This window comes from Pyrococcus sp. (assembly GCF_030153625.1).
In the GTDB taxonomy this organism is placed as follows: domain Archaea; phylum Methanobacteriota_B; class Thermococci; order Thermococcales; family Thermococcaceae; genus Pyrococcus; species Pyrococcus furiosus.
The window spans coordinates 14,600-35,110 of sequence record NZ_JASKLM010000007.1 but is presented as its reverse complement, the minus strand read 5'-3'; the positions used below and the strand labels follow the sequence as shown (position 1 = coordinate 35,110).

Genomic DNA, 20,511 nt, shown 5'->3' with positions numbered 1-20,511 from the left:
CTTTCGGATATTTCTCTGGTGTCAGCTAATGTGGAAGACTGATGTTAAGTTAAACGCAGATAAGTTTAGAAAGATAGATGCCCACTCTCACATTCAAGTTCTTGGATATCCTTTCAACGTTTCCATAACCCCCGAGGAGTTCCTCTCGCTTATGGAAGCTTACAATATAGAGGTAGCAATAGTTAGCGACGTGGATAATGAGAACATAGCCAAAATCACCAAGGAATATCCAGACAAGCTTGTTGGAATTTACTGGGCCAATCCCAAGGATAAGAACTCCATAAAAGAGGCAAGAAAATTTCTCGAAAAGTTTGAATTTAGAGGAATAAAGCTCCATCCCCTCCTTAACATGTTCTCTCCCGCAGATCCCAGGGTTGAAGAAATTATGAGAATAGCGGAGGAGTTCAATGTTCATGTTCAGGTTCACTCAGGTCACCCCCCAACGTCCCTTCCGTGGCAGATTGAAGAGCTAGCCAGGAAGTTCCCTGAGGTTAAGATAGTGATGGTGCACATGGGGCATGGGAACGCCTATTACATCCAAGGAGCAATAGAGATAGCTAAGAGACATGAAAACGTATATTTGGAAACTTCCGGAATGCCAATGCCAAGCAAGATAGCTGAAGCTTACAAAGTAGCACCTAGAAGAGTTGTTTTTGGAATAGACTTACCCTGTCACCATCCAGTTGTCGAGATTGCTAAGGTTTTAACCTCAGGTTTAGATGAAAAGGGAATGCAGAGAGTGTTCTATGAAAATGCAAAGGTGTTGCTATGATAGTTGCAATAATTGACGGATACACAGATGAGCCTGCAGGTTTAGGCGTTCCCCCCTATTTAGGGCTTTATCCAAGATACGCTTATGGGGCGATAAAAAAAGCCAGGAAAGATGCTAATGTATTTTACCTTACAATCGATGATTTAAGGGCAACCTTTGAGGGAGAACAAGGAATAAAGACAAAGAACAAAACACCAAACTTTCCCAACGTTAAGAAGATCTTAGAGAAGGCAGAGGTTATTGTGTTTATAGGAGGACTCCACACTCCTGGGAAATATCTTTCCGCCGTCCCAGGAAGCGTTGAAGAGGTAAGCAAGTTTATCTCCTCATACAAAGCTGTGAAGATACTTGGCGGGCCTGCTTTTATGGGCTCCGCAAAGATGGGTGGGGTAAAGATAACAACGAAAGAACTAAGATTCGCAGAGGAAGTTTTTGATCACATCGTCTATGGGGATCTCGAGGCATTTCTATTTGACTACTTCTCTGGAAAAGATCTAAACCCCTTTAGGTTTAGGGACTATGAGGAACTTCAGCCATATGCATTGTTGGGAGCTGAAGTGGTTAAACAATTCCCAGGATATCCGGAGTTTGTTCTGGTGGAGATTGAAACTCAGAGAGGTTGCCCAAAAGCCATGGGAATTGGAGGCTGTTCATTCTGTACCGAACCTGTGAGATATAGGGCCGTAGAAAACAGGCCCCAAGAATATGTCGCCCAGGAAGTTGAGGCATTTTACAATCTAGGAATTAGGCATTTTAGAATAGGACGGCAGAGTTGTATATTCTCCTATAAGGCCACTCCTAATGGTAGGGTTCCAATTCCAAACCCAGAGGAAGTGGAAAAACTCTTCAGAGCTGTAAGGTTAGTAGCCCCAAATGTAAAAACCCTCCACGTAGATAATGCAAACCCGGCAGTTATAGCAAATTATCCGGAAGAATCGAGGAGAATTGCAAAGGCGATAGTTAAGTATGGAACTCCAGGGAACGTAGTTGCCTTTGGACTAGAAACTGCAGATCCCAAAGTTGCAAGGATAAACAATCTAAACGCCACACCTGAAGAAACGTATGAAGCCGTTAAGATAATTAATGAAGTTGGGGGTAAAAGAGGATATAACGGACTACCATGGCTTCTCCCTGGGATAAACATCATTTTCGGACTTCCAGGGGAGACAAAAAAGACTTATGAGCTAACCTATGAATTTCTAAAAAAGATCCTTGATGATGGGTTGATGGTGAGGAGAATAAATATAAGACAGGTAGTAGTCTTCCCAGGAACGCCACTATGGAATATGAGAGATAAGGTGAAAACAGAGAAGCACAAGGCTTTGATAGAGCATTATAGGCACAAGATAAGGCATGAAATAGATTTACCTATGCTTAAAAGAGTAGTCCCAGTGGGAACAATCTTAAGGGATGTCAGAGCCGAGATTTATAGTGGAGAGCTTACGTTTGGGAGGCAATTTGGAAGCTATCCATTAATAGTAGGAATTCCGAAGAAAGTCGAGCTTAACAAATACTACGATGTTATGATAGTTGATCACGGGCTTAGAAGCGTTACTGGGATACCAGTCCCAATAGATATCAATAGGGAAAGCTCGAAAGTTTTGAAATGGCTTCCAGGAATCGGGAAGAAGACCCTAATAAAAATATTAGCAAAAAGGCCATTCAAAAGCGAGCAGGAGTTTCTGTCGCTTCTCCCAGAGAACGCTAGAGAAATGTACAGAGGAAAAGTAAAGCTTTAAATTCCTATGGAGAAATACAAACATGCTGGCAATACTTACGGCAATACTTTTGACAATTTTCGCGTTACAAGTCTTAGGAGCATTTAACGGAATAAATTCTCTAATAGACAGTTCAATTAATCTTCCAACGTACTTTCCCTCACTCCTAACGAGAACGGCTGATTCATTAAGCATCGCTGTCCTTGCAGGAATTATCGTGACCTATGAAATGAAAAAGCACAGGAAAATTTCGCTTGAGACCAAAACTCTTATCTTATCTCTAATCTTGGGAACGGTGATAGTTGGGGGATTAAAGGCAACCCTCCAAGTTCCAAGGCCTGGAAATCCTGGAACAAAGGTTCCACTTATAAAGGCAATCCTCCAAGCAGATAAATTCGCTTTTCCTTCGGGCCACACAGCTAGAGCTTCCATCCTTGCAATGTACCTTTCTAGGGAATTTCCTAGATATAGAATACTCTGGTGGGCTTGGGCTGTTGGAATTGCCCTAACTAGACTCATACTTCACGTTCACTGGTTCAGCGATGTATTGTTTAGCCTTTTCCTCGGCCCCTGGGTATATCTCCTAACACAGCGCATCTTTTTTAAAGTGGATAAGTGAAGGGCTAAGCAAGAGGTGAGAGAAATGGACAAGGTCTATCTTACCTGGTGGCAGGTTGATAGAGCAATCTTCGCACTCGCCGAAAAGCTGAGAGAGTACAAGCCAGACGTCATCGTGGGAATTGCAAGAGGAGGACTAATTCCAGCGGTCAGGCTTAGCCACATCCTAGGAGATATTCCCCTCAAGGTAATAGACGTGAAGTTCTACAAGGGGATTGAGGAGAGAGGAGAAAAACCAGTAATAACGATACCGATTCATGGAGACTTAAAAGACAAGAAAGTCGTTATCGTTGATGACGTAAGTGATACGGGGAAAACCCTCGAGGTTGTCATAGAGGAAGTTAAGAAGTTAGGAGCGAAAGAAGTTAAAGTTGCCTGCCTTGCAATGAAACCTTGGACGTCTGTAGTTCCAGATTACTACGTGTTTAGAACTGAAAAGTGGATAGTCTTCCCCTGGGAAGAGTTCCCAGTAATTGAAAGAGAGTAACTTTTTTGTTCTTTCCCTTCATATTAATGTTGGTGAAACTTAATGATCTACAGGATTAAAGATGGTTTTGTTAACGTGTACATTATTGACAGGGGAGACCATCTCGTTCTTATAGACACAGGAATAGAGGGAACATGCGAGAAAATACTAAGTAAAATTAAGGAACTTAAAAAGCCCCTGAAAACAATTATTATTACCCACCACCACTTAGATCACACTGGCTCCTTAAAGTGCGTGAAAGATGCGACGGGAGCAAAGGTTGTGGCTCATGAGGAGGAAGTGGAGGTTATAGAGGAGAGGACAAGAGTTAAGGTTGACGTTCCAGTTAAAGATGGAGACGTTATTGAAGGACTTAAGGTATTCCACATGCCTGGGCACACAAAGGGGAGCATATGCCTACTTGACGAGGAAAGTGGTGCTCTTTTTGTGGGGGACATAATGATTGAAAGGGATGGAAAACTTTACGAAGTTCCACACCGATATTCAGAGGATCCCATGATGAACAGAGAAAGAATCAAGGATATTTTAAACATCGAATTTAAGTCAATCTACCCAGCCCACGGAGAACCAGTTCTAGAAAATGCAAGGAAGAAGGTTAAAGAATTGGTAGAGGCTTTGGAGAGAGAAAAATGACACTTCTGGAATATCTCAAATTTTGGGAGCTAAAAAAGGCTGAAGAGGAAGTAAAAGGTTCAGAGGAAAAGCTAAACGAACTCCTTTCAATAATTTCCCAAGCTAAGGATAGGGAAATAGTTTACAGGGGGCTTATTGTCCTCGAGAATGTCCTCAAGCAGATGAACGATATTGAAAGATTAAGGAGTATTGAGAAGATTCTCCCAACCCTAGTGAAGATTCTCGAAAAAGAGAAGGACGAGAGAATAATCTTAAGGGCTACAAAATGCCTGAACACTTTAATTGCAGGAATCCCTATAACTCCCAAGTGCTTTGTCAGATTGGGACATGCAATTAAGGATATTATAAAGTCCAAGCCAAACGAGTTAATCCTCTTTGAGCTGGCTGAAGTAGTAAAGTCTCTTAGGGTGTTGTCAAAGAGCCCTTCAGTTCATGATATACTATCCAGGCTTCTAAAGTCTAGAAACATCCAGCTTAAAACCATTGGTCTTAGACTCTTCCTCAACATCTCTCATGAAGTAAAAGACGTTTTAAGGGAACTTACGTTTATAATTCCAAGCAAAGATAAGTTTGTTCTTGAATTGGGTTTGGATATTTTGGAAGAGATATCAAACGTCAAAATAACTCAAGAGACTTTGGATGATTTCATAGCAATATTAACTAGGGTAAAAAACATAGCCCTCTACGGTCCTCCTGAATTTCGCGAAAGGGCTAAAGTCATAGCAGAAAAGATAGAAGAAAACCTCAGAGAATTCTACAAGAACAACTTGGAAGAAGCTAAGAGAAAAATAAATGAGCTTTTGAAAGAGGAAAAATTCTATGAGGCAATAGACCTTGCTCTTGCAATAGGAGACACGTACATTCTGAAGTGGTTAGCTGATGTTCTCGAAAAGCTTGAGAAAAAGACCATTGAAATAAATGAAAGGGTGATTCCAAGGCCAAAAGTTGTAGGGCAAAAAGTTAGAACTGGAGAAATGAAAACCTTAAAGCCAATGACATTAAAGGATCTAAAACCCCCAAAAGAGGTGTACAGCGAGACCTTAAAAAAGGCCATAGAAAGTGAGGATATAGACGAAGTTACCTCACTGCTTACGAAAAACCCAGAGCTCGTATTTGACCTTATCAAGAAGCTGAAAAGTGAAGATAAATTTGAGAGAATGGACGCACTTTGGGCAATTTTGAAGGCCATAGAATCCCTGGATGGGAAAAGATTGGAGATATTTCAACTGGCAGTACAACCTTTGTTTGAAATAGCACAGTGTGAAAGAAATAGATGGGCAAGGCTCAGAGCTATAAAGGCTTTGGCAAAGTTAGCGGCAAAGGCAGATTTTGGAAAAGACATAGTTGAGCACTTCATAAAATATTTACACTCACAAAACTTCGAAGTGGCCCTTACGTTCTTCAGCTATTACTTTCTTGAGAAGTATGATGAGCAGGTTGCGGATATTGTGCTGAGAAGAATAGAAGAACTCATAGAGAAAGGTCATATAACAGTTGAAATAGTACTAACACTACAATCCCTTGCAGAAACTATGGCTAAGAAGGATCTTCCAAAGCTAAAAAGTTTAGTGGAGAAATTGATAATGCTAAAGAAATCTGAAGAAGTTCCTCAAGAGCTTCAAAAGGCAATACTTCATCTTTTAGATTTGTTGGCTGAAAGAATGAGGGATATTGTAATCTTGCCAAAGTAGTAATTTTGAAAGTGCATTAGGCCTCTCCACAAGAAATAAGCATTGGGATTCTAAGGAAAGAGTGCAGTTCTATTTTCAGTACAAGGATAGGAGGAATCCTTAAATATGTTTCAGCAATTACCGAAAGGTGATCACTATGGGAAAAATATAGAGGCTTATTTATACTGGAAAATAAAGAAAGAAGCTGCGGAAGAAAAAAGAGACATAAGCAAATATGCAATTTAAATTGAATCTGTAAAGCGAATAAATGCCTCTGAATTCTATACTGCTGACAAGAGATTACATCAGAATGCGAGTATGCAATTCGCATATGATAGAGAGTTACAAAGACTTTACAGTTGCACTAAAAACATGGGGATAGGGAAAATGAAATCACCTCTCTAAGGCCCTGGTAAATCCTCTTAATCCCAGGACGAAGCCTAAGAAGGCTAAAGCAGCAAGATATGCTAAGGATATGCCAACTTCCGATAGTGGAAGGGAAATTCCATATAGGAAGCTCCTAGTGAGTGTTGAAGCGTGGGTCATTGGATTCAACGATACTACTAAGCTCATCACTCTACTACCCTCAAACACTTCCTTTGGATAGAAGATTGTCGAAAGGAACATCATTGGGAGCATTATTATTCCAGATATTGCCACTGGAAGATTCGGATTTTCTCCCTTAGAGAGTAGCCAAATCATTAAGCTTGAGAGCATCACGACAAGTGTAGAGTTGACAAGAAAGCTCTGAATAAAGCTCAGTGGAGTTAGTGAAACATCCTCAACTATAATGACCAAAACCGACAATGTCGCCATAGCTACAAAAGCCCTTATGCACGCCCCTAGTATCTTGGCCATGAACAAAACTGACCTTGATACTGGGAGAGTGAAGAGGGTCTCTAGCCCTCCATAAAATCTGTCTCTAATGAAGGTTGTCGCCCCCCTAAATCCTTGATTTATGCCAACTAAGGTCAGCACTCCTGGGAACATGAAAGCTAAATAGGAAATTTCCTCTCCTCCAACGTTTACTCCCCCAACGAGCTTTTCCATTAGAGGGCCGAAAAGCAGGACATAAATTAACGGCTCAAACATTGTCCCCAGCCAGAATTCCAAATCTATCCCAACTTTCGTCTCCCTAGACATTGCAACATAGAAGGATGAGAGGAACTCTTTACCTCTTCCCATTGATTTCACCTCCAACGTCCACTATGCTCAGGTATACATCCTCAAAAGTTAGAGTGGCCGTGAATGCATCAACTATTTCCAAACCTAAGGACATCGTAGCTTGAAGAACATCATTTATAGGAGCGTCTAAAGAGTTCAATTTAACTTCAAAGGAATTTTTTGTTATTGCCCGAACATTTTCTACCATCTCAATGCTCGTGAGAGTATCTCTCAACTTTTCAAAATCAAGTATTGGGTTCTTTGTTACAATTCTAAGAGTTTTTCCAAATCTCCTTTTTAGCTCTGAAGGCCTTCCTTGAGCAACAGCCTTCCCATAGTTTATAATCAGCACCTCATCTGCCAAATACTCAACTTCGTATAGGTCATGACTGCTCAAGATAATCGTCATGTCCTTCTCTCTAACCATCTCTCCAATTAACTCCCATGCATCTCTCTTGCTTTTCGGGTCAACTCCCGCCGTAGGTTCGTCAAGGAACACGAGCGGAGCATCACTTGAAAGCACACAGGCAAGCTGTACTCTCCTCTTTAATCCTGTACTTAATTGAAATGGCTTTTTGTTCGCATGCTCTTCCAGGTTGAAAGTTTTAAGGGCATAACTGCACCTTTCTCTAGCCTCTCGCTTACTAAGGCCTCTAAATCTAAAGTAATAGGTGATGTAATCCCGAACAGAGAGAGTGGGAGAAAGGTCTGGCTCCTGTGTCATGTAAGCCATTCTCTTTCTGGCCTCATTTGGGTTCTCAACAACATCTATTCCGTCGATAAGTATTCTTCCACTGTCTGGGCGATATATGGTCGCCATCATCCTTAACGTAGTTGTCTTTCCAGCCCCATTGGGCCCAAGTATTCCAAATACTTGTCCCCTCTTAACTTTGAAGCTTAGATTATCAACTGCCACAACTTTACCCTTTGGGGTTGAGAACGTCTTTGTGACGCTTATTACATCCACCATTGTCATGATTGTTCCCCATCTAGATACATCCCACCATTTTAAAACTCTTTTGTATAGTTGTATTAGTTTTATTTATTAGAAAAATTTTAAATAACAAAGACTCAATAAAAAATACTTATGGTGACTTCGTAATGCTAAGGAGAATTGCAGCAATAATACTTGGAATACTTATTACAGTAGGTATGGCAAAGGCTGATACAAAAGCCACACCTACACCTCCCAATATCTCACAAGATTTCTTTCTCCGCCAACTAAGAGAAGAGGGATACTTGATTTTTAAAGGAAATGAATCAATTAAACTTGCTCAAGAAGTTTTAGAGAAGTTAGAAAAAGACGTGACTATCTCTCTTAATCTCTCAGATCTCAAAAGGAATATATCTTTTGTAGGAATTGCAGTAAGACCTTTTGGGAGGAGATATATAACGATGCTATACATAGTAGAGGGAAGATATAATATTAACGACATTAGAGAATTCTTAGTGGAAAGAAGTGCATTTCTTAAGGAACCTCTTGAAATAAAGGGAGTAAATAGAGGCTGGAAATTCATAGGGAGCACTACTTGGAAAGTCAGGTACGCCTCCCAATATGGAGGCCAGGTGTATCATGCAATAAGGATCAAGTACTATTACACAGCTTCCACTCTGGACAATACGCATACCTCGCTGAGATTTCCCATATTGGGGACATGGATAGGAAATACTTCGCCCTAAAAGAGCTCTACACACAAGTAAATGTGCCCATTCAAGATGCATGGTTTGAGGACTTTTTGCCCTTCGGTCATGGAGGCCCTCAAACACAGTATTATGAGGAGAAAAGCTTTAGCTACGACACATTCAGTGGTGATTTAACTTATTATGCCTCCGCCGGATACTCCATCTCCACAAATGACGTCCAGCAACCCACCCCATCCACCTATCTCGTTAAATTTTGCAATCCCATAATCTAGTTGATTTCTCTTCAAGATCCTAGCGATGAGTATGACTGGAATTGAAATGGTTGTCGCAACGAATAAAAAGTTAAGGATAACTACCTGGTGGACACTCCTCGAAAAAGCCATTAAGAAAGCGAAAATCGACGTTCCAAGGAACCCTAATATTAGGAAAGGTTTCCTCTTAAGCAACTTGTCGGAGAGTTTTCCCAAAATATGCCCCCGATCATGGAAGCTAAGCTTCCAACAGCATTTACTATGCTCACTTCCTGGGAGGAACCTCCGTTTTCTAATGTTAGAAGGGGGATTAAAGTAGAAGTTCGTCCAGTTGAAATCTTGAAAGGAACAAATGCATAGAACCACTTGATCTTCGACTTTTTGAGATGAGCGAATAAAGCAGAATCTTCAAGTGTTCTTAGGGATATGTCTTCCCTTTTGTGAGAAATCTTCATTTTAATCCCCTATAAGGGGGAGAAGAAAGGAAAGGAGAAGAGAGATCACCAATCGTCTTCTTCCTCGTCCCAATCTTCCTCTTCTTCGTCCCAATCTTCGTACTCCTCTTCTTCCTCATCTTCTTCCTCAAATTCAAATTCTTCGTCCCAATCTTCCTCTTGGATTTCTTTTTCTTCTTCATAGTCTTCAACTTTCTTCTTTTTCTTTGGGGGTTGCATACTTCACACCTCCCGCCCCTATTGGGGCACTACATAAAGAAACCACGAATTTATAAACTTTTCGATGCGATCTTTCCCATCTCGTCAAAAATCTAAAATTATTAGGCCAGAATAACAATGTTAATCGAGAATAACAGTTATACCTAAGGAGAAAAGTTTATATACCCATATTCAACCTTACAATGCTCTACCTCAATAATACAGAAAAGAAACCATTGTAAGGCTTAAAAAAAGAAAAATAAGCACTCAAATTTAAAAATAGAGAAATATTGTGTCATATATGGATAACGAGACAGATCCCGAAGGATCCCCATTATTGAGGGCTATGAAGTTAGAGGAGAAACTGAACATCTCCAAGATATACTTAAAACTTGAAATGCACAATCCTACGAGAACTCACAAAGATAGAATAGCTAAAGCTCACGTTAAGCAGGCGAAAGATCTTGGCTTTTCTGGAATTACTGTAGGAACTTGTGGTAATTACGGAGTAGCTATAGCATACTTTGCTAAGAAGGAAGGGATAAAAGCGGTAATTTTTGTTCCAAGGCAGTATAGGAATTCAAGGGTAGAAGAAATGAAGGAGTATGGAGCAGATGTCATATTTGTAGATGGAGCGTACGAAGAGGCAGTTCTCATGAGCAAAATATTTGCAAAAACTATGAACTATTACGATGCAAACCCAGGAACACAGCCTGCAGTTGATTATGAAGCTTATTCCTTAATTTCAAAGGAAATCCTGGAAGAAATAGAGCCATATGCGGTATTTGTTCCCGTAGGAAACGGCTCCACACTAGCTGGAATTTATTATGGATTCAAAAAATATGGAGTTATGCCTAGGATAATTGGGGTCACAACTAGCTATGGAAACCAAGTGCTCAACGCTTTCTATACAGGAAGAGTTGAAGAAGTAAAAGACTTCGTTGAGACTGATTTTAATGAGCCCCTCGTTTCCTCGATATCCTTCGATTTGCAGAATGCGCTCGAAGCCATAAAAGATTCTAACGGCTATATTTTTGGTTTTGGTGATGATACAGCATTAAAATATGCAAAGATTTTGGAGATGAGTGAGGGGATAAAAGCACTTCCAGCTTCCACTCTAACTTTAGTTGGACTTGTTAAATTTGTGAGAAAATTTGGCGTGAATAATGAGAATTTTGTGTTGCTCCTAACTGGAGGGATTTGAAAATGGAAAAGGCCCTAATCCTAGCCGAGGGAAGGTACAAAACTACGGATGGAAAAACTGCCCACGGCCTCGTTAGGTACTCCAAGAGATTTGAAATTGTTGGGGTGATAGACTCTACCTTAGCTGGAAGGGATGCTGGAGAAATTCTTGATGGAATATACAGAGGAATCCCCATATATGGAAGTCTTGAAGAAGCCCTTGCAGAGCATCCAGATGTTAAGTACCTCATAATTGGAGTGGCAACTCCTGGGGGATACCTACCTCCTCTTTATAGGGAGATCATAAAGAAGGCGATAAAGAAAAGAATAAATATAGTTAACGGTCTCCACAACTTCCTCAGCGATGATCCTGAGTTCTCCCGGCTAGCAAAGAGGTACAAGGTTCAGTTAATTGACGTTAGGAAAATGTACAGGGATTTAAAGATCCCATTTACCGGAAAGATCAAGGAGGTTAGGGCCATAAAAATAGCCGTGCTGGGAACTGATGCAGCTATTGGAAAGAGAACTACCGCAATAATGCTTCACGAAGCCTTTGAGCGCTTTGGAAAGAAGAGCGTTTTCGTGGCTATGGGACAAACTGGATGGATGCAAGGAGCAAAATACTGCATAGTTATGGATTCCATAATCAACGACTTCGTTGTAGGAGCAATTGAAGACGTCATCTGGAGAGCATGGAAGGAGGAGAATCCAGACGTCATCGTTACCCACGGTGAGGGTTCACTACTCCATCCAGCGTATCCTGGGGGATTTGAGCTAATCGCCGCAGGTAGGCCTGACTATATAATCCTCCAACACGCCCCGGCTAGAAAGTTCTTTGATGATTTTCCACAATATGAAATTCCTCCATTGGAAAAGTACATACAGCTAATAGAGCTTTTATCAGGGAAAAAGCCGATAGCAATTACGATAAACTCAGAAGGACTTACAAAAGAGGAAGCCCTGCAAAAAGCCAGAGAGATAGAAGAAACTTATGGAATTCTCACGAGAGTACCTCTGTATGAAGGTGTGGATGATATAGTTAAGGCTATTTTAGAGGAGGTAGAGCGCATAAAAGTTACAGTACCACAAGAGGGGGCCGTAAATGCTTCTCAAGTGCTTTGACTACATAGTTATTGAGAAACCAAAGATCTCCTCCAGGAGAATCTCTTCTCTTTATACCATATCCATTGATGGGGAAGAGAAGAAGTTCAAGCTAATTCACACCTACAAAGAAAAGATACCTAAAAATGAAGTTTTCGCCAAGCTAATGGTTATAACCCCTGCAATAAATTATGGGCTCTTCACGCCAGAGATACTCTTTAACTTTCCACTCGATCCCAGAGATCTGAAATTTTTTACAGAGATGATGGAGCTCACAGCTAACGATATCCTGGTGAATAGGATATACAAGAGAACAGGATATGTGAAGGAGGAATTTATTCCAAAGGAGATAAGGCCTCAACCTCTTGCAAAGGTCACTCCAGAAGGAATTGAAATGGAAGACATCGAGTTGAATCCAGACTATAATAAATGTGCAGTAATGCTCAGCGGTGGGAAAGAGAGTCTTCTTACCTATGGAATACTAAAGGAGATAGGATGTAATGTTTATCCCTTCTTCTTCAACGAGTCCGGAGGCCACTGGAAAGTGGCACTAACTGCCTATAAATGGTTCAAAGAGAACGAATCCAACACTAAAAAAGTATGGAGCAACGTTGACAGGCTTTACACCTTTATAGAAAGGAACATGAAGATACTCCAAAATGTTGGGAAACCAAGGGCAGAGATCTACCCAATTAGATTATTCTTCTTCGAGCATTACGTCTTTTCTTTCCTCCCATTAATCGAGAAGTACAACATAGGAAATGTTTTGCTTGGAAATGAATACGATGACCCTAGGGGACTCACCTATGAGTTTCACGGGATACCTCACTTCTACGCCGTTCTAGACCAGAGCCAATTCTTCGATAAATATATGACGAGATGGTTCGCTGAGAGAGGGTTAAACATAAGACAGTGGTCCGCTGTGAGACCAATAACTGGACTCATAGTTGAGAGGATCCTCTACAATCGCTATCCAGAGCTATTCAAGCTTCAAAGGAGCTGTCACTCGGTGCACAAAGAGGGAGATGATTACGTGCCATGCGGAACCTGCTTCAAATGCAATGGAATACTAACTTTTTTGTTAGCTAATGGAATAGATCCAACGCTGATTAAATATAAAAGGGAACATATAGAAACCTTACCCAAGAGGATAGCTAAGGGAAAAGTTAGACTCGATAAGGATGAGCTCAAGCATTCCCTTTATTTAATAAAACAGAGAAATCCGGATTTTCCGCTTAGGGGAGAAAGAAGGGATCACGTTGAGATGATTCACTTTGACGACAGAAACTCGCACTTCGACAACATACCTTCAGAGTTCAGGGAAAAGATATACTCAATCTTCGAGCAGTATACAAAGGGATACGTGTACTTAAGGGGAGATGAGTGGGTCGAAATAACTAAGGAGGAAGCCCTCCATGGAATACACAATAGTTGACGGTGAGGAGTATATAGAAGAGATTAAGAAACTCGATAGGGAGATAAGCTATTCCTTTGTTCGTTTTCCTATTTCTTACGAGGAATACGAGGAGAGGCATGAAGAGCTATTTGAAAGTTTACTTTCACAAGGAGAGCACAAGTTCTTCGTTGCCCTTAACGAAAGGAGTGAGCTTCTAGGACATGTATGGATCTGCATAACCCTCGACACAGTGGATTACGTTAAGATAGCATACATATATGATATCGAGGTGGTTAAATGGGCTAGGGGATTGGGAATAGGTTCCGCTCTTTTAAGAAAAGCTGAAGAATGGGCAAAAGAGAGAGGAGCAAAAAAGATTGTTCTAAGGGTTGAGATTGACAATCCAGCTGTTAAATGGTATGAGGAGAGAGGGTACAAAGCGAGAGCACTGATAATGGAAAAGCCTATCTAAGACGATTTTCCTCTATTACTAGCTCAAATGGTGATGAATCATCAATCGAGGGTGTAGGATGCATGATTTAAGGATCTATACCGTTTTCGCTACCAGTTGTGATCAATGCAGTTGGTTTCACACTCCCGTTCACATTCGATATCTCTAAAAAAGAAACCAGCAAAAGAACAACCTTTGACCACGAAAAGGGAAGTTTTAGCTATGAGATAACTCATTATGCCTTCCCCCCACTATCACAGGAGTAGAAAGTGAAAAGAATTATAACTCCCCAAGACTACTCACAAACATGAGGGCGTTTATAGCTATAGACGTTAGTGAGAGCGTTAGGGATGCACTTGTTAGGGCTCAAGACTACATAGGATCAAAGGAAGCCAAGATAAAGTTCGTCGAGAGGGAAAACTTTCACATAACTCTAAAGTTTCTGGGAGAAATCACAGAAGAGCAGGCAGAAGAAATCAAGAAAATCCTTGAGAAAATTGCCAAAAAGTACAAGAAGCACGAAGTCAATGTTAGGGGAATAGGAGTCTTTCCAAATCCCAATTATGTGAGAGTTATCTGGGCTGGAGTTGAAAATGATGAAATAATAAAGAAGATCGCCAAGGAAATAGATGATGAGCTAGCAAAACTCGGCTTTAAAAAGGAGGGCAACTTTGTGGCCCACATAACCCTTGGAAGGGTAAAGTTTGTTAAAGACAAGCTCGGCCTTGCCATGAAGCTTAAGGAACTCGCAAATGAAGACTTCGGTTCCTTCATAGTTGAGGCAATTGAACTAAAAAAGAGCACTCTAACCCCCAAGGGCCCAATATATGAAACACTAGCAAGATTCGAATTAAGCGAATAGGGAAATTTTTGAATTATTTTCGAACATTAACGTGATGGCACCACTCCATCGTTAAGTTAGATCATATTGCTTTCCTCCAACATAAGGATTGCTCATGGGGATCTCTCGGGAGATGAAAGTTCTCAGTGCACCCTATAGCATACCTTCTATTTTTTGTGAGACAAAAGCAAAAGGGTAAAATACTTCCTAAGGGCATGTGCAAACATGGATATTGAAGAAGTCATTGAAGAAGCTCTCCAGAAAATAGTCCCAAAGGAAGAAGAAGAGAGGTTTGTCAAAACACTTATGAGTGAAATTGAGGAAAAGGCCAGAGAGACAATTGAGGAGCTCAACCTCAACGCTAAGCCATACTTCGTTGGTTCTCTGGCAAAGAACACTTATCTCGCTGGAGACCACGATTTAGATCTCTTCATTGCATTTCCCCTGGATACAAGCTTAGAAAAGCTTAGGGAGAAAGGATTAGAAGCAGGAAAGGTTTTAGGGAAAAAGCTTGGAAGGTATGAATTAGCCTATGCCGAGCATCCCTACGTTAGAGCCGAATATAAGGGAGTTAAGGTGGACATAGTTCCATGCTATGACGTTAAAAGCTGGAAGGATGTAAGGACGGCAGTTGACAGGTCGATACTCCATACGAAATGGGTTATTGAAAATTTAAAGGGGAAGAACAATGAGGTAAGGCTTTTCAAACGCTTTTTAAAGGGAATAAAAGCCTATGGAAGCGAAATATATGTGAGGGGATTCTCGGGCTATCTTGCCGAAATACTTGTCATAGAATTTGGGTCATTTCTAAGCGTGCTGGAGAAGGCAGATTTTATGCTTAAAAAGAAGATAATTGACACTGGAAAGTGGATGAAGAAGGAAAGCGAAATAACTATGAAAACAATAAAGAGGGAAGCCGAAGAGGATAAACCCTTGATAGTTATAGATCCAGTTGACCCAAGGAGAAACGTTGCGGCCAACTTAAGCTGGGAGAGATTTGGCCTCTTCTACTTCTCATCAATGCAGTTCTTAGAGAAACCTTCCCTAGAATTTTTCTTCCCAGGGGAGAAGAGGGGAAATTACAGGGAAGAACTCAAGAGAAAGGGAACACACTTAGTTACCTTACTCTTCACACCCCCGAAGTTAGTGGATGATCTCCTACTCCCCCAAGTTGAGAAAACAGCTAAAGGCCTAGCAAAGGCCCTGGAGATTGAAGGCTTCAAAGTATTTGGCATTGATTACGGAAGGAACTTCATATTTCTAGAAGTTGATAGAGTAGAAAAACCCAGGATTGAGATAAAGAGAGGGCCCCTCTACTTTACTTCTCACGGAAGGAGATTTTACGAGAAGAATGAGAAGGTGTGGATAGAGGGGAAGGATTTAATGGCTGAAAAGAAGGTTGGTGGGTTTATAGTGGAAGTTCTCGAAGAGATATTCAAAAAGGGTCAGTTTTCAGCTGGGAAGAACGTAAAAGAGGTAATAAAAAGTTCTGATATTCTAATAGATTTTGTACCAAAGCCCCTTGCAAATGAGGCCTATCTATTCCTCTCTAGGGAAAAGTTCAACGTTAAAAGGAGTACTTCCTAACCTCAAACTCCTTCTCTTTTAAATTAACATCCAGAGCAAAGAGGGTGGCATTGGGAACATCGTCCACTGGGAAGTAGGTGTACAGCTCCAGTGTCGAGGAGGCCAAGACGAAGAGATCAGAGTCTGGAAAGCTTATCAACCTCATATAATCCCTCTCCGCCTTTCTCTCCAGGAATTCTTCCCTCATGTACGCTACTCCAACAACCTTTAACTTCCCAGGGGAGGCCAAGATCATTCCAACGTTGAGGGAGGTATTAACAACTTCCTTTAAAGCCGAGATAGCTTTAACTATTTCCTCATCTTCCTGGGAAGTTATGAAAAGAGATGCATACATCCCTGCAACGTAGGAATCGGAAACGTTCAAAAACTTCTCTGCTGGAAGCTTCAGGGCCTCTAAAAGCATTGACTTGTTTAAGTCGCCATTGTGCATGAAGTAAAGCTGATAGCCGTGAGGACTTCCAAATGAGAAGGGCTGAGCGTTGAATGTTTCCACACTTCCCTGACTAGCTGCCCTAGAGTGAGCCATTAAAACTGAGAAATTAGAGATACTCCCCTTCAGCTCATCAACTTCTTCATCCTCAAATACTGGCCTTCTTGACTTGTAGTGCTTAACGTAATCCTCAGTTATTAAAACATAACCCCAGCCATCCTTGTGGCTCCTTCCCTTTCCCCTAGCCTCTTTATAAGGATCATTTTCAGAGGCTTTAACAAAGGCTTCAATCCAGGGGACAATCCTTTGACCCTCACCAACCGCAAGAAGAATTCTGCACATTGAATCCACCTTAATTTAATATTCTCCAAACCTTATATCTTTATGGTGAGTGAAATGAACAGGGAGGACCTACTCTCCCAGGGAGATGTTAGGACAAAAGAAATAGCACTTGCAATGATGGAAGAAGCAATAAAGAGCGCGGATCCTTATGAGGCCGTAAAGAGAGTACTCAGAATTGAGGGGGATAAGCTCATAGTTAACGGAAAAGAGTTTCAAATAAAAGGAGATATTTACGTGTTGGCCTTTGGGAAGGCCGCATGTTCAATGGCAAAGGCCGTGGAAGAGATTTTAGGAGATAGGATAAGGGAAGGAATAGCGGTAACAAAGTACGGCTACTCCCTACCTCTAAAGAAGATAAGGGTCATTGAAGCAGGACACCCAATTCCAGATGAAAACTCAGTGAAAGGGGCTAAGCTTGGAGTTGAACTCGCGAAAAAGGTGAAAGAAAACGATATTCTATTGGTTCTGATTTCTGGAGGAGGGTCGGCCTTGTTCACACTCCCCGAAGATGGAATAAGCCTCGAGGACAAGATCAAGACAAATGAGCTCCTCCTCAAGAGTGGGGCGAAGATATATGAAATAAACACAGTTAGAAAGCACATCTCAAAGGTTAAAGGAGGAAAACTGGCAAAGCTCGTCAAAGGAACACTGATAAGCTTGATTGTTTCAGATGTTGTAGGTGATCCCCTGGAAGCAATAGCCTCTGGGCCAACGGTGAAAGACCCAACAACGTTTAGGGATGCATATAGGATCCTCAAGCTCTACAACCTTTGGGATAAGATTCCAGAGAGCGTGAGGAGATATATAGAGCTTGGTCTTGAGGGGAAGGTTGAAGAGACATTAAAGGAGGATTTGCCAAATGTTCACAACTTTCTCATTGCCAGTAACGCGTTGGCCTGCGAAGCCGTTGAAAGAAAGGCTAAAGAGCTTGGCTTAAATGCTTATATACTAACAACAACACTTGAGGGGGAGGCCAGAGAAGTGGGGATTGCTCTTGGTTCTATAATCGAAGAGGTTTACCACAGAAACAGACCCTTCAAGAGGCCATGTGTTCTAATTGCTGGAGGTGAAACTACAGTTACAATACAGGGGGAAGCTGGGCTTGGTGGGCCTAACCAGGAGCTTGCCCTAAGTATAGCGAGGAAGATAGCAGGGCTTAGAGGAGTTGCCGTGCTGGTCATAGATACCGACGGAACTGACGGGCCCACAGATGCTGCTGGAGGATTGGTAGATAGCTACACATTGGAGGTTCTTAAAAAAGAGAACATTGACGTTGAGGAATACTTAAAGAGACACAACGCCTATGAGGCGCTGAAGAGGGCGAAGGCTCTTGTTATAACTGGGCCCACGAGAACGAACGTTAATTCCATGATGATTGCCGTGATTCTTTAGATCTTTAGAATTTTTCTAATTTCTAGTTTAAAAATTTTTATTAGAAACAATTTTAAACTAGTTTAAAAATTTTTATTAGAAACAATTTTAAACAAAGAATAGAAAAATATCTCGTATTTTCATTAATTTAAAAACTCGTGTTAAAAACATCGAACACATATCTTATCAGACCTCACATTCAAATATCCGAGCATGTGTCTCTTCCACCTTTGAAAAATAAATGTGCTTTTTCAATTTTATTTTTGGTCTTATTGGAACCGTAGATTTCTTTTGGCCAGTGTATCAAGGCCAACCGTCTTTCAATTCTATTTTAGTCTTATTGGAACAATTGTGGAAGTTCCATCTCAGATTAAATCAGATGTGGGGGCCTCTCTTTCAATTCTATTTTAGTTCTTATTGGAACATTGCATGATCAGTTTACTGTCTCCTTACCAGATTCTCTCTTTCAATTCTATTTTAGTCTTATTGGAACATGGTATTCTCACCTGGAAGAACGACGTAACTGCTGACTTTCAATTCTATTTTAGTCTTATTGGAACGAGCAACGCTGAGAACCAAAATAATCGCCGCACTCTACTTTCAATTCTATTTTAGTCTTATTGGAACAGACATGAAAAACTGTTTGGAGGAGGGGACAATGTTCCTTTCAATTCTATTTTAGTCTTATTGGAACGAAAGAGCTCCAAGAGAAACAAGGAAGGGCCAAGTTATCTTTCAATTCTATTTTAGTCTTATTGGAACCTGAACCTTACGCTTGAATATCCCATAGGACGCTAGTACTTTCAATTCTATTTTAGTCTTATTGGAACTGACCAGCAAGCTCTTCGTTGCAAAGAACACTATCACAAACTTTCAATTCTATTTTAGTCTTATTGGAACATGAAAACAACACATGTGGGGTGGTTGGAATGGCTTGGAAACCTTTCAATTCTATTTTAGTCTTATTGGAACATATTTACAGTCATAACAGCTGGCTCACTATAGTCCTCTTTCAATTCTATTTTAGTCTTATTGGAACAAAACCGTGTCTCCCTCTCTTATAGTGACCCCCGAACTTTCAATTCTATTTTAGTCTTATTGGAACAGCCAGCCTGTACATTGTTGAGACGTCATCAGTGTCGCTTTCAATTCTATTTTAGTCTTATTGGAACTGGACACCTTGCCTTATACCTATATAATAACCTAGCATTATCCTTTCAATTCTATTTTAGTCTTATTGGAACTCAATGACGAGCTTGACGACATAATTCGACAAGTTGCTCTCAATCCAGTCTTTCAATTCTATTTTAGTCTTATTGGAACTTGTCGGATGAGGAGGTGAGGGAGTTGGAGAGGAAGTTCTTTCAATTCTATTTTAGTCTTATTGGAACCCAGTTGAGGCAACCCTTGCAAGGTTTGGGGTTGATTCTTTCAATTCTATTTTAGTCTTATTGGAACTGAAGTAGACGTTGAGAACGGTACCTTCATCGTGGTGGTGCTTTCAATTCTATTTTAGTCTTATTGGAACCATCTTGTCCCTAAGGGGAATTTGGGCATTTCTACTCCCTTTCAATTCTATTTTAGTCTTATTGGAACATAGAGTACAGAGGATTGTATGCTCTTAGGGAGACAGCTTTCAATTCTATTTTAGTCTTATTGGAACGTGGGTTGAGGGAAGAAAGGCTGCAGGAGATGAGACCCTTTCAATTCTATTTTAGTCTTATTGGAACTAAGAAACGCTCCATACACCATTGAGAACCCAACCCTCTTTCAATTCTATTTTAGTCTTATTGGAACTTGAACTCATTGAAAACTTTGTAAGAGAAGAAGACACTTTCAATTCTATTTTAGTCTTATTGGAACACCTTGCCTTATACTTATACAATGACTTCACGTCACTCTTTCAATTCTATTTTAGTCTTATTGGAACATTAGCTTCTTCTAAGTGGTTTATTGCCCTTTGAAGCTTTCAATTCTATTTTAGTCTTATTGGAACTGAAATTCATTATCAGCACCAACATCCATATATCCGAACTTTCAATTCTATTTTAGTCTTATTGGAACGGTACAGCGGTCGGCGATAACGTCACGTATTGGTTAGCTTTCAATTCTATTTTAGTCTTATTGGAACCGATAAGTTCGGGCGGAGTTTGGGGGCGAGAAATGATCTTTCAATTCTATTTTAGTCTTATTGGAACAG

General features: G+C 40.7%; 20 protein-coding genes and 1 CRISPR repeat array. Of the genes, 14 read left to right on the top strand and 6 right to left on the bottom strand.

From position 1 onward, the window contains the following. Nucleotides 1-28: 28 nt before the first annotated feature. From PWP39_RS02140 to PWP39_RS02115, 6 genes are read left to right on the top strand one after another with little or no spacing between them, the layout of a single operon-like run. A complete protein-coding gene (locus PWP39_RS02140) occupies nucleotides 29-772 on the top strand; it encodes an amidohydrolase family protein (protein WP_288072284.1) in 744 nt (247 codons plus the stop codon). Next, on the top strand, nucleotides 769-2,511 hold the full coding sequence (locus PWP39_RS02135) for a radical SAM protein (protein WP_288072282.1): 1,743 nt from the start codon (nucleotides 769-771) through the stop codon (nucleotides 2,509-2,511). Before PWP39_RS02140 ends, PWP39_RS02135 begins: the two co-directional genes overlap by 4 nt. Nucleotides 2,512-2,533: 22 nt before the next feature. After that, a complete protein-coding gene (locus PWP39_RS02130; protein ID WP_011011152.1) occupies nucleotides 2,534-3,109 on the top strand; it encodes a phosphatase PAP2 family protein in 576 nt (191 codons plus the stop codon). A 24-nt stretch (nucleotides 3,110-3,133) separates the two neighbouring features. Beyond that, nucleotides 3,134-3,595, top strand: a complete 462-nt coding sequence (locus tag PWP39_RS02125; protein WP_011011151.1) for a phosphoribosyltransferase — start codon at nucleotides 3,134-3,136, stop codon at nucleotides 3,593-3,595. Nucleotides 3,596-3,637: 42 nt separating this feature from the next. Then, nucleotides 3,638-4,228 (top strand): MBL fold metallo-hydrolase, encoded by a 591-nt coding sequence (locus PWP39_RS02120; RefSeq protein WP_011011150.1) that lies wholly within the window; start codon nucleotides 3,638-3,640, stop codon nucleotides 4,226-4,228. After that, nucleotides 4,225-5,919 (top strand): hypothetical protein, encoded by a 1,695-nt coding sequence (locus PWP39_RS02115; protein ID WP_011011149.1) that lies wholly within the window; start codon nucleotides 4,225-4,227, stop codon nucleotides 5,917-5,919. The genes PWP39_RS02120 and PWP39_RS02115 overlap by 4 nt, the downstream gene beginning before the upstream one ends. Nucleotides 5,920-6,291: 372 nt before the next feature. Here PWP39_RS02115 and PWP39_RS02110 read toward each other — a convergent pair whose 3' ends face one another. Both PWP39_RS02110 and PWP39_RS02105 read right to left on the bottom strand, forming a co-directional pair. Beyond that, entirely contained in the window at nucleotides 6,292-7,083 is a 792-nt protein-coding gene (locus tag PWP39_RS02110; RefSeq protein WP_014835489.1) for an ABC transporter permease, read from the bottom strand. Beyond that, nucleotides 7,070-8,038 (bottom strand): ABC transporter ATP-binding protein, encoded by a 969-nt coding sequence (locus PWP39_RS02105; RefSeq protein ID WP_011011147.1) that lies wholly within the window; start codon nucleotides 8,036-8,038, stop codon nucleotides 7,070-7,072. The genes PWP39_RS02110 and PWP39_RS02105 overlap by 14 nt, the downstream gene beginning before the upstream one ends. 125 nt (nucleotides 8,039-8,163) lie before the next feature. On the opposite strand from PWP39_RS02105, the gene PWP39_RS02100 reads away from it, so the two are divergent. Continuing rightward, on the top strand, nucleotides 8,164-8,742 hold the full coding sequence (locus PWP39_RS02100; RefSeq protein WP_011011146.1) for a hypothetical protein: 579 nt from the start codon (nucleotides 8,164-8,166) through the stop codon (nucleotides 8,740-8,742). A 134-nt stretch (nucleotides 8,743-8,876) separates the two neighbouring features. On the opposite strand, the gene PWP39_RS02095 is transcribed toward PWP39_RS02100, so the two are convergent. Genes PWP39_RS02095 through PWP39_RS02085 form a run of 3 tightly spaced genes read right to left on the bottom strand, consistent with a single transcriptional unit; the run spans nucleotide 8,877 to nucleotide 9,631 of the window. Continuing rightward, nucleotides 8,877-9,173 carry a permease gene (locus PWP39_RS02095; RefSeq protein WP_014835490.1) on the bottom strand — a complete coding sequence of 99 codons (297 nt, stop codon included), beginning with the start codon at nucleotides 9,171-9,173 and terminating at the stop codon, nucleotides 8,877-8,879. Continuing rightward, nucleotides 9,128-9,412, bottom strand: a complete 285-nt coding sequence (locus tag PWP39_RS02090; protein ID WP_011011144.1) for a hypothetical protein — start codon at nucleotides 9,410-9,412, stop codon at nucleotides 9,128-9,130. Before PWP39_RS02090 ends, PWP39_RS02095 begins: the two co-directional genes overlap by 46 nt. 45 nt (nucleotides 9,413-9,457) lie before the next feature. Then, the gene (locus PWP39_RS02085) at nucleotides 9,458-9,631 is read right to left on the bottom strand and encodes a hypothetical protein (RefSeq protein WP_014835491.1); all 174 of its coding nucleotides are present in this window, start codon (nucleotides 9,629-9,631) and stop codon (nucleotides 9,458-9,460) included. A gap of 280 nt (nucleotides 9,632-9,911) precedes the next feature. On the opposite strand from PWP39_RS02085, the gene PWP39_RS02080 reads away from it, so the two are divergent. The 6 genes from PWP39_RS02080 to cca all read left to right on the top strand — a co-directional run bounded on the left by PWP39_RS02080 (nucleotide 9,912) and on the right by cca (nucleotide 16,168). Further along, nucleotides 9,912-10,814 (top strand): pyridoxal-phosphate dependent enzyme, encoded by a 903-nt coding sequence (locus tag PWP39_RS02080; RefSeq protein WP_014835492.1) that lies wholly within the window; start codon nucleotides 9,912-9,914, stop codon nucleotides 10,812-10,814. A gap of 2 nt (nucleotides 10,815-10,816) precedes the next feature. Next, a complete protein-coding gene (locus PWP39_RS02075) occupies nucleotides 10,817-11,914 on the top strand; it encodes an N-acetyltransferase DgcN family protein (RefSeq protein ID WP_011011142.1) in 1,098 nt (365 codons plus the stop codon). Further along, the gene (locus PWP39_RS02070) at nucleotides 11,895-13,328 is read left to right on the top strand and encodes a hypothetical protein (protein WP_288072269.1); all 1,434 of its coding nucleotides are present in this window, start codon (nucleotides 11,895-11,897) and stop codon (nucleotides 13,326-13,328) included. Before PWP39_RS02075 ends, PWP39_RS02070 begins: the two co-directional genes overlap by 20 nt. Then, the gene (locus PWP39_RS02065) at nucleotides 13,309-13,761 is read left to right on the top strand and encodes a GNAT family N-acetyltransferase (protein ID WP_011011140.1); all 453 of its coding nucleotides are present in this window, start codon (nucleotides 13,309-13,311) and stop codon (nucleotides 13,759-13,761) included. The genes PWP39_RS02070 and PWP39_RS02065 overlap by 20 nt, the downstream gene beginning before the upstream one ends. A gap of 286 nt (nucleotides 13,762-14,047) precedes the next feature. Next, a complete protein-coding gene (gene thpR, locus PWP39_RS02060; RefSeq protein WP_011011139.1) occupies nucleotides 14,048-14,602 on the top strand; it encodes an RNA 2',3'-cyclic phosphodiesterase in 555 nt (184 codons plus the stop codon). Nucleotides 14,603-14,806: 204 nt separating this feature from the next. Next, nucleotides 14,807-16,168 carry a CCA tRNA nucleotidyltransferase gene (cca, locus tag PWP39_RS02055; RefSeq protein ID WP_011011138.1) on the top strand — a complete coding sequence of 454 codons (1,362 nt, stop codon included), beginning with the start codon at nucleotides 14,807-14,809 and terminating at the stop codon, nucleotides 16,166-16,168. Here cca and PWP39_RS02050 read toward each other — a convergent pair. Next, nucleotides 16,149-16,940 carry a class II glutamine amidotransferase gene (locus PWP39_RS02050; RefSeq protein ID WP_011011137.1) on the bottom strand — a complete coding sequence of 264 codons (792 nt, stop codon included), beginning with the start codon at nucleotides 16,938-16,940 and terminating at the stop codon, nucleotides 16,149-16,151. The two genes, cca and PWP39_RS02050, sit on opposite strands and share 20 nt — an antisense overlap. A gap of 54 nt (nucleotides 16,941-16,994) precedes the next feature. Here PWP39_RS02050 and PWP39_RS02045 point away from each other — a divergent pair, with 54 nt between their 5' ends. Continuing rightward, nucleotides 16,995-18,332, top strand: coding sequence for a glycerate kinase type-2 family protein (locus PWP39_RS02045; RefSeq protein WP_288072264.1), 1,338 nt, complete (start codon nucleotides 16,995-16,997; stop codon nucleotides 18,330-18,332). 442 nt (nucleotides 18,333-18,774) lie between these two features. Then, a CRISPR array of direct repeats spans nucleotides 18,775-20,509; the repeat unit is 30 nt; unit sequence CTTTCAATTCTATTTTAGTCTTATTGGAAC. Nucleotides 20,510-20,511: the final 2 nt, after the last annotated feature.

Bases quoted from the DNA above. Each gene is read 5' to 3' on its own strand.
- PWP39_RS02115 (WP_011011149.1), top strand. From the start codon at position 4,225: ATGACACTTCTGGAATATCTCAAATTTTGGGAGCTAAAAAAGGCTGAA.
- PWP39_RS02090 (WP_011011144.1), bottom strand. From the start codon at position 9,412: ATGAAGATTTCTCACAAAAGGGAAGACATATCCCTAAGAACACTTGAA.
- PWP39_RS02085 (WP_014835491.1), bottom strand. From the start codon at position 9,631: ATGCAACCCCCAAAGAAAAAGAAGAAAGTTGAAGACTATGAAGAAGAA.
- PWP39_RS02080 (WP_014835492.1), top strand. From the start codon at position 9,912: ATGGATAACGAGACAGATCCCGAAGGATCCCCATTATTGAGGGCTATG.
- PWP39_RS02045 (WP_288072264.1), top strand. From the start codon at position 16,995: ATGAACAGGGAGGACCTACTCTCCCAGGGAGATGTTAGGACAAAAGAA.
- PWP39_RS02065 (WP_011011140.1), top strand. From the start codon at position 13,309: ATGGAATACACAATAGTTGACGGTGAGGAGTATATAGAAGAGATTAAG.
- PWP39_RS02130 (WP_011011152.1), top strand. From the start codon at position 2,534: ATGCTGGCAATACTTACGGCAATACTTTTGACAATTTTCGCGTTACAA.
- PWP39_RS02125 (WP_011011151.1), top strand. From the start codon at position 3,134: ATGGACAAGGTCTATCTTACCTGGTGGCAGGTTGATAGAGCAATCTTC.
- PWP39_RS02110 (WP_014835489.1), bottom strand. From the start codon at position 7,083: ATGGGAAGAGGTAAAGAGTTCCTCTCATCCTTCTATGTTGCAATGTCT.
- PWP39_RS02135 (WP_288072282.1), top strand. From the start codon at position 769: ATGATAGTTGCAATAATTGACGGATACACAGATGAGCCTGCAGGTTTA.
- PWP39_RS02075 (WP_011011142.1), top strand. From the start codon at position 10,817: ATGGAAAAGGCCCTAATCCTAGCCGAGGGAAGGTACAAAACTACGGAT.
- PWP39_RS02140 (WP_288072284.1), top strand. From the start codon at position 29: ATGTGGAAGACTGATGTTAAGTTAAACGCAGATAAGTTTAGAAAGATA.
- cca (WP_011011138.1), top strand. From the start codon at position 14,807: ATGGATATTGAAGAAGTCATTGAAGAAGCTCTCCAGAAAATAGTCCCA.
- thpR (WP_011011139.1), top strand. From the start codon at position 14,048: ATGAGGGCGTTTATAGCTATAGACGTTAGTGAGAGCGTTAGGGATGCA.
- PWP39_RS02070 (WP_288072269.1), top strand. From the start codon at position 11,895: ATGCTTCTCAAGTGCTTTGACTACATAGTTATTGAGAAACCAAAGATC.
- PWP39_RS02105 (WP_011011147.1), bottom strand. From the start codon at position 8,038: ATGACAATGGTGGATGTAATAAGCGTCACAAAGACGTTCTCAACCCCA.
- PWP39_RS02100 (WP_011011146.1), top strand. From the start codon at position 8,164: ATGCTAAGGAGAATTGCAGCAATAATACTTGGAATACTTATTACAGTA.
- PWP39_RS02120 (WP_011011150.1), top strand. From the start codon at position 3,638: ATGATCTACAGGATTAAAGATGGTTTTGTTAACGTGTACATTATTGAC.
- PWP39_RS02050 (WP_011011137.1), bottom strand. From the start codon at position 16,940: ATGTGCAGAATTCTTCTTGCGGTTGGTGAGGGTCAAAGGATTGTCCCC.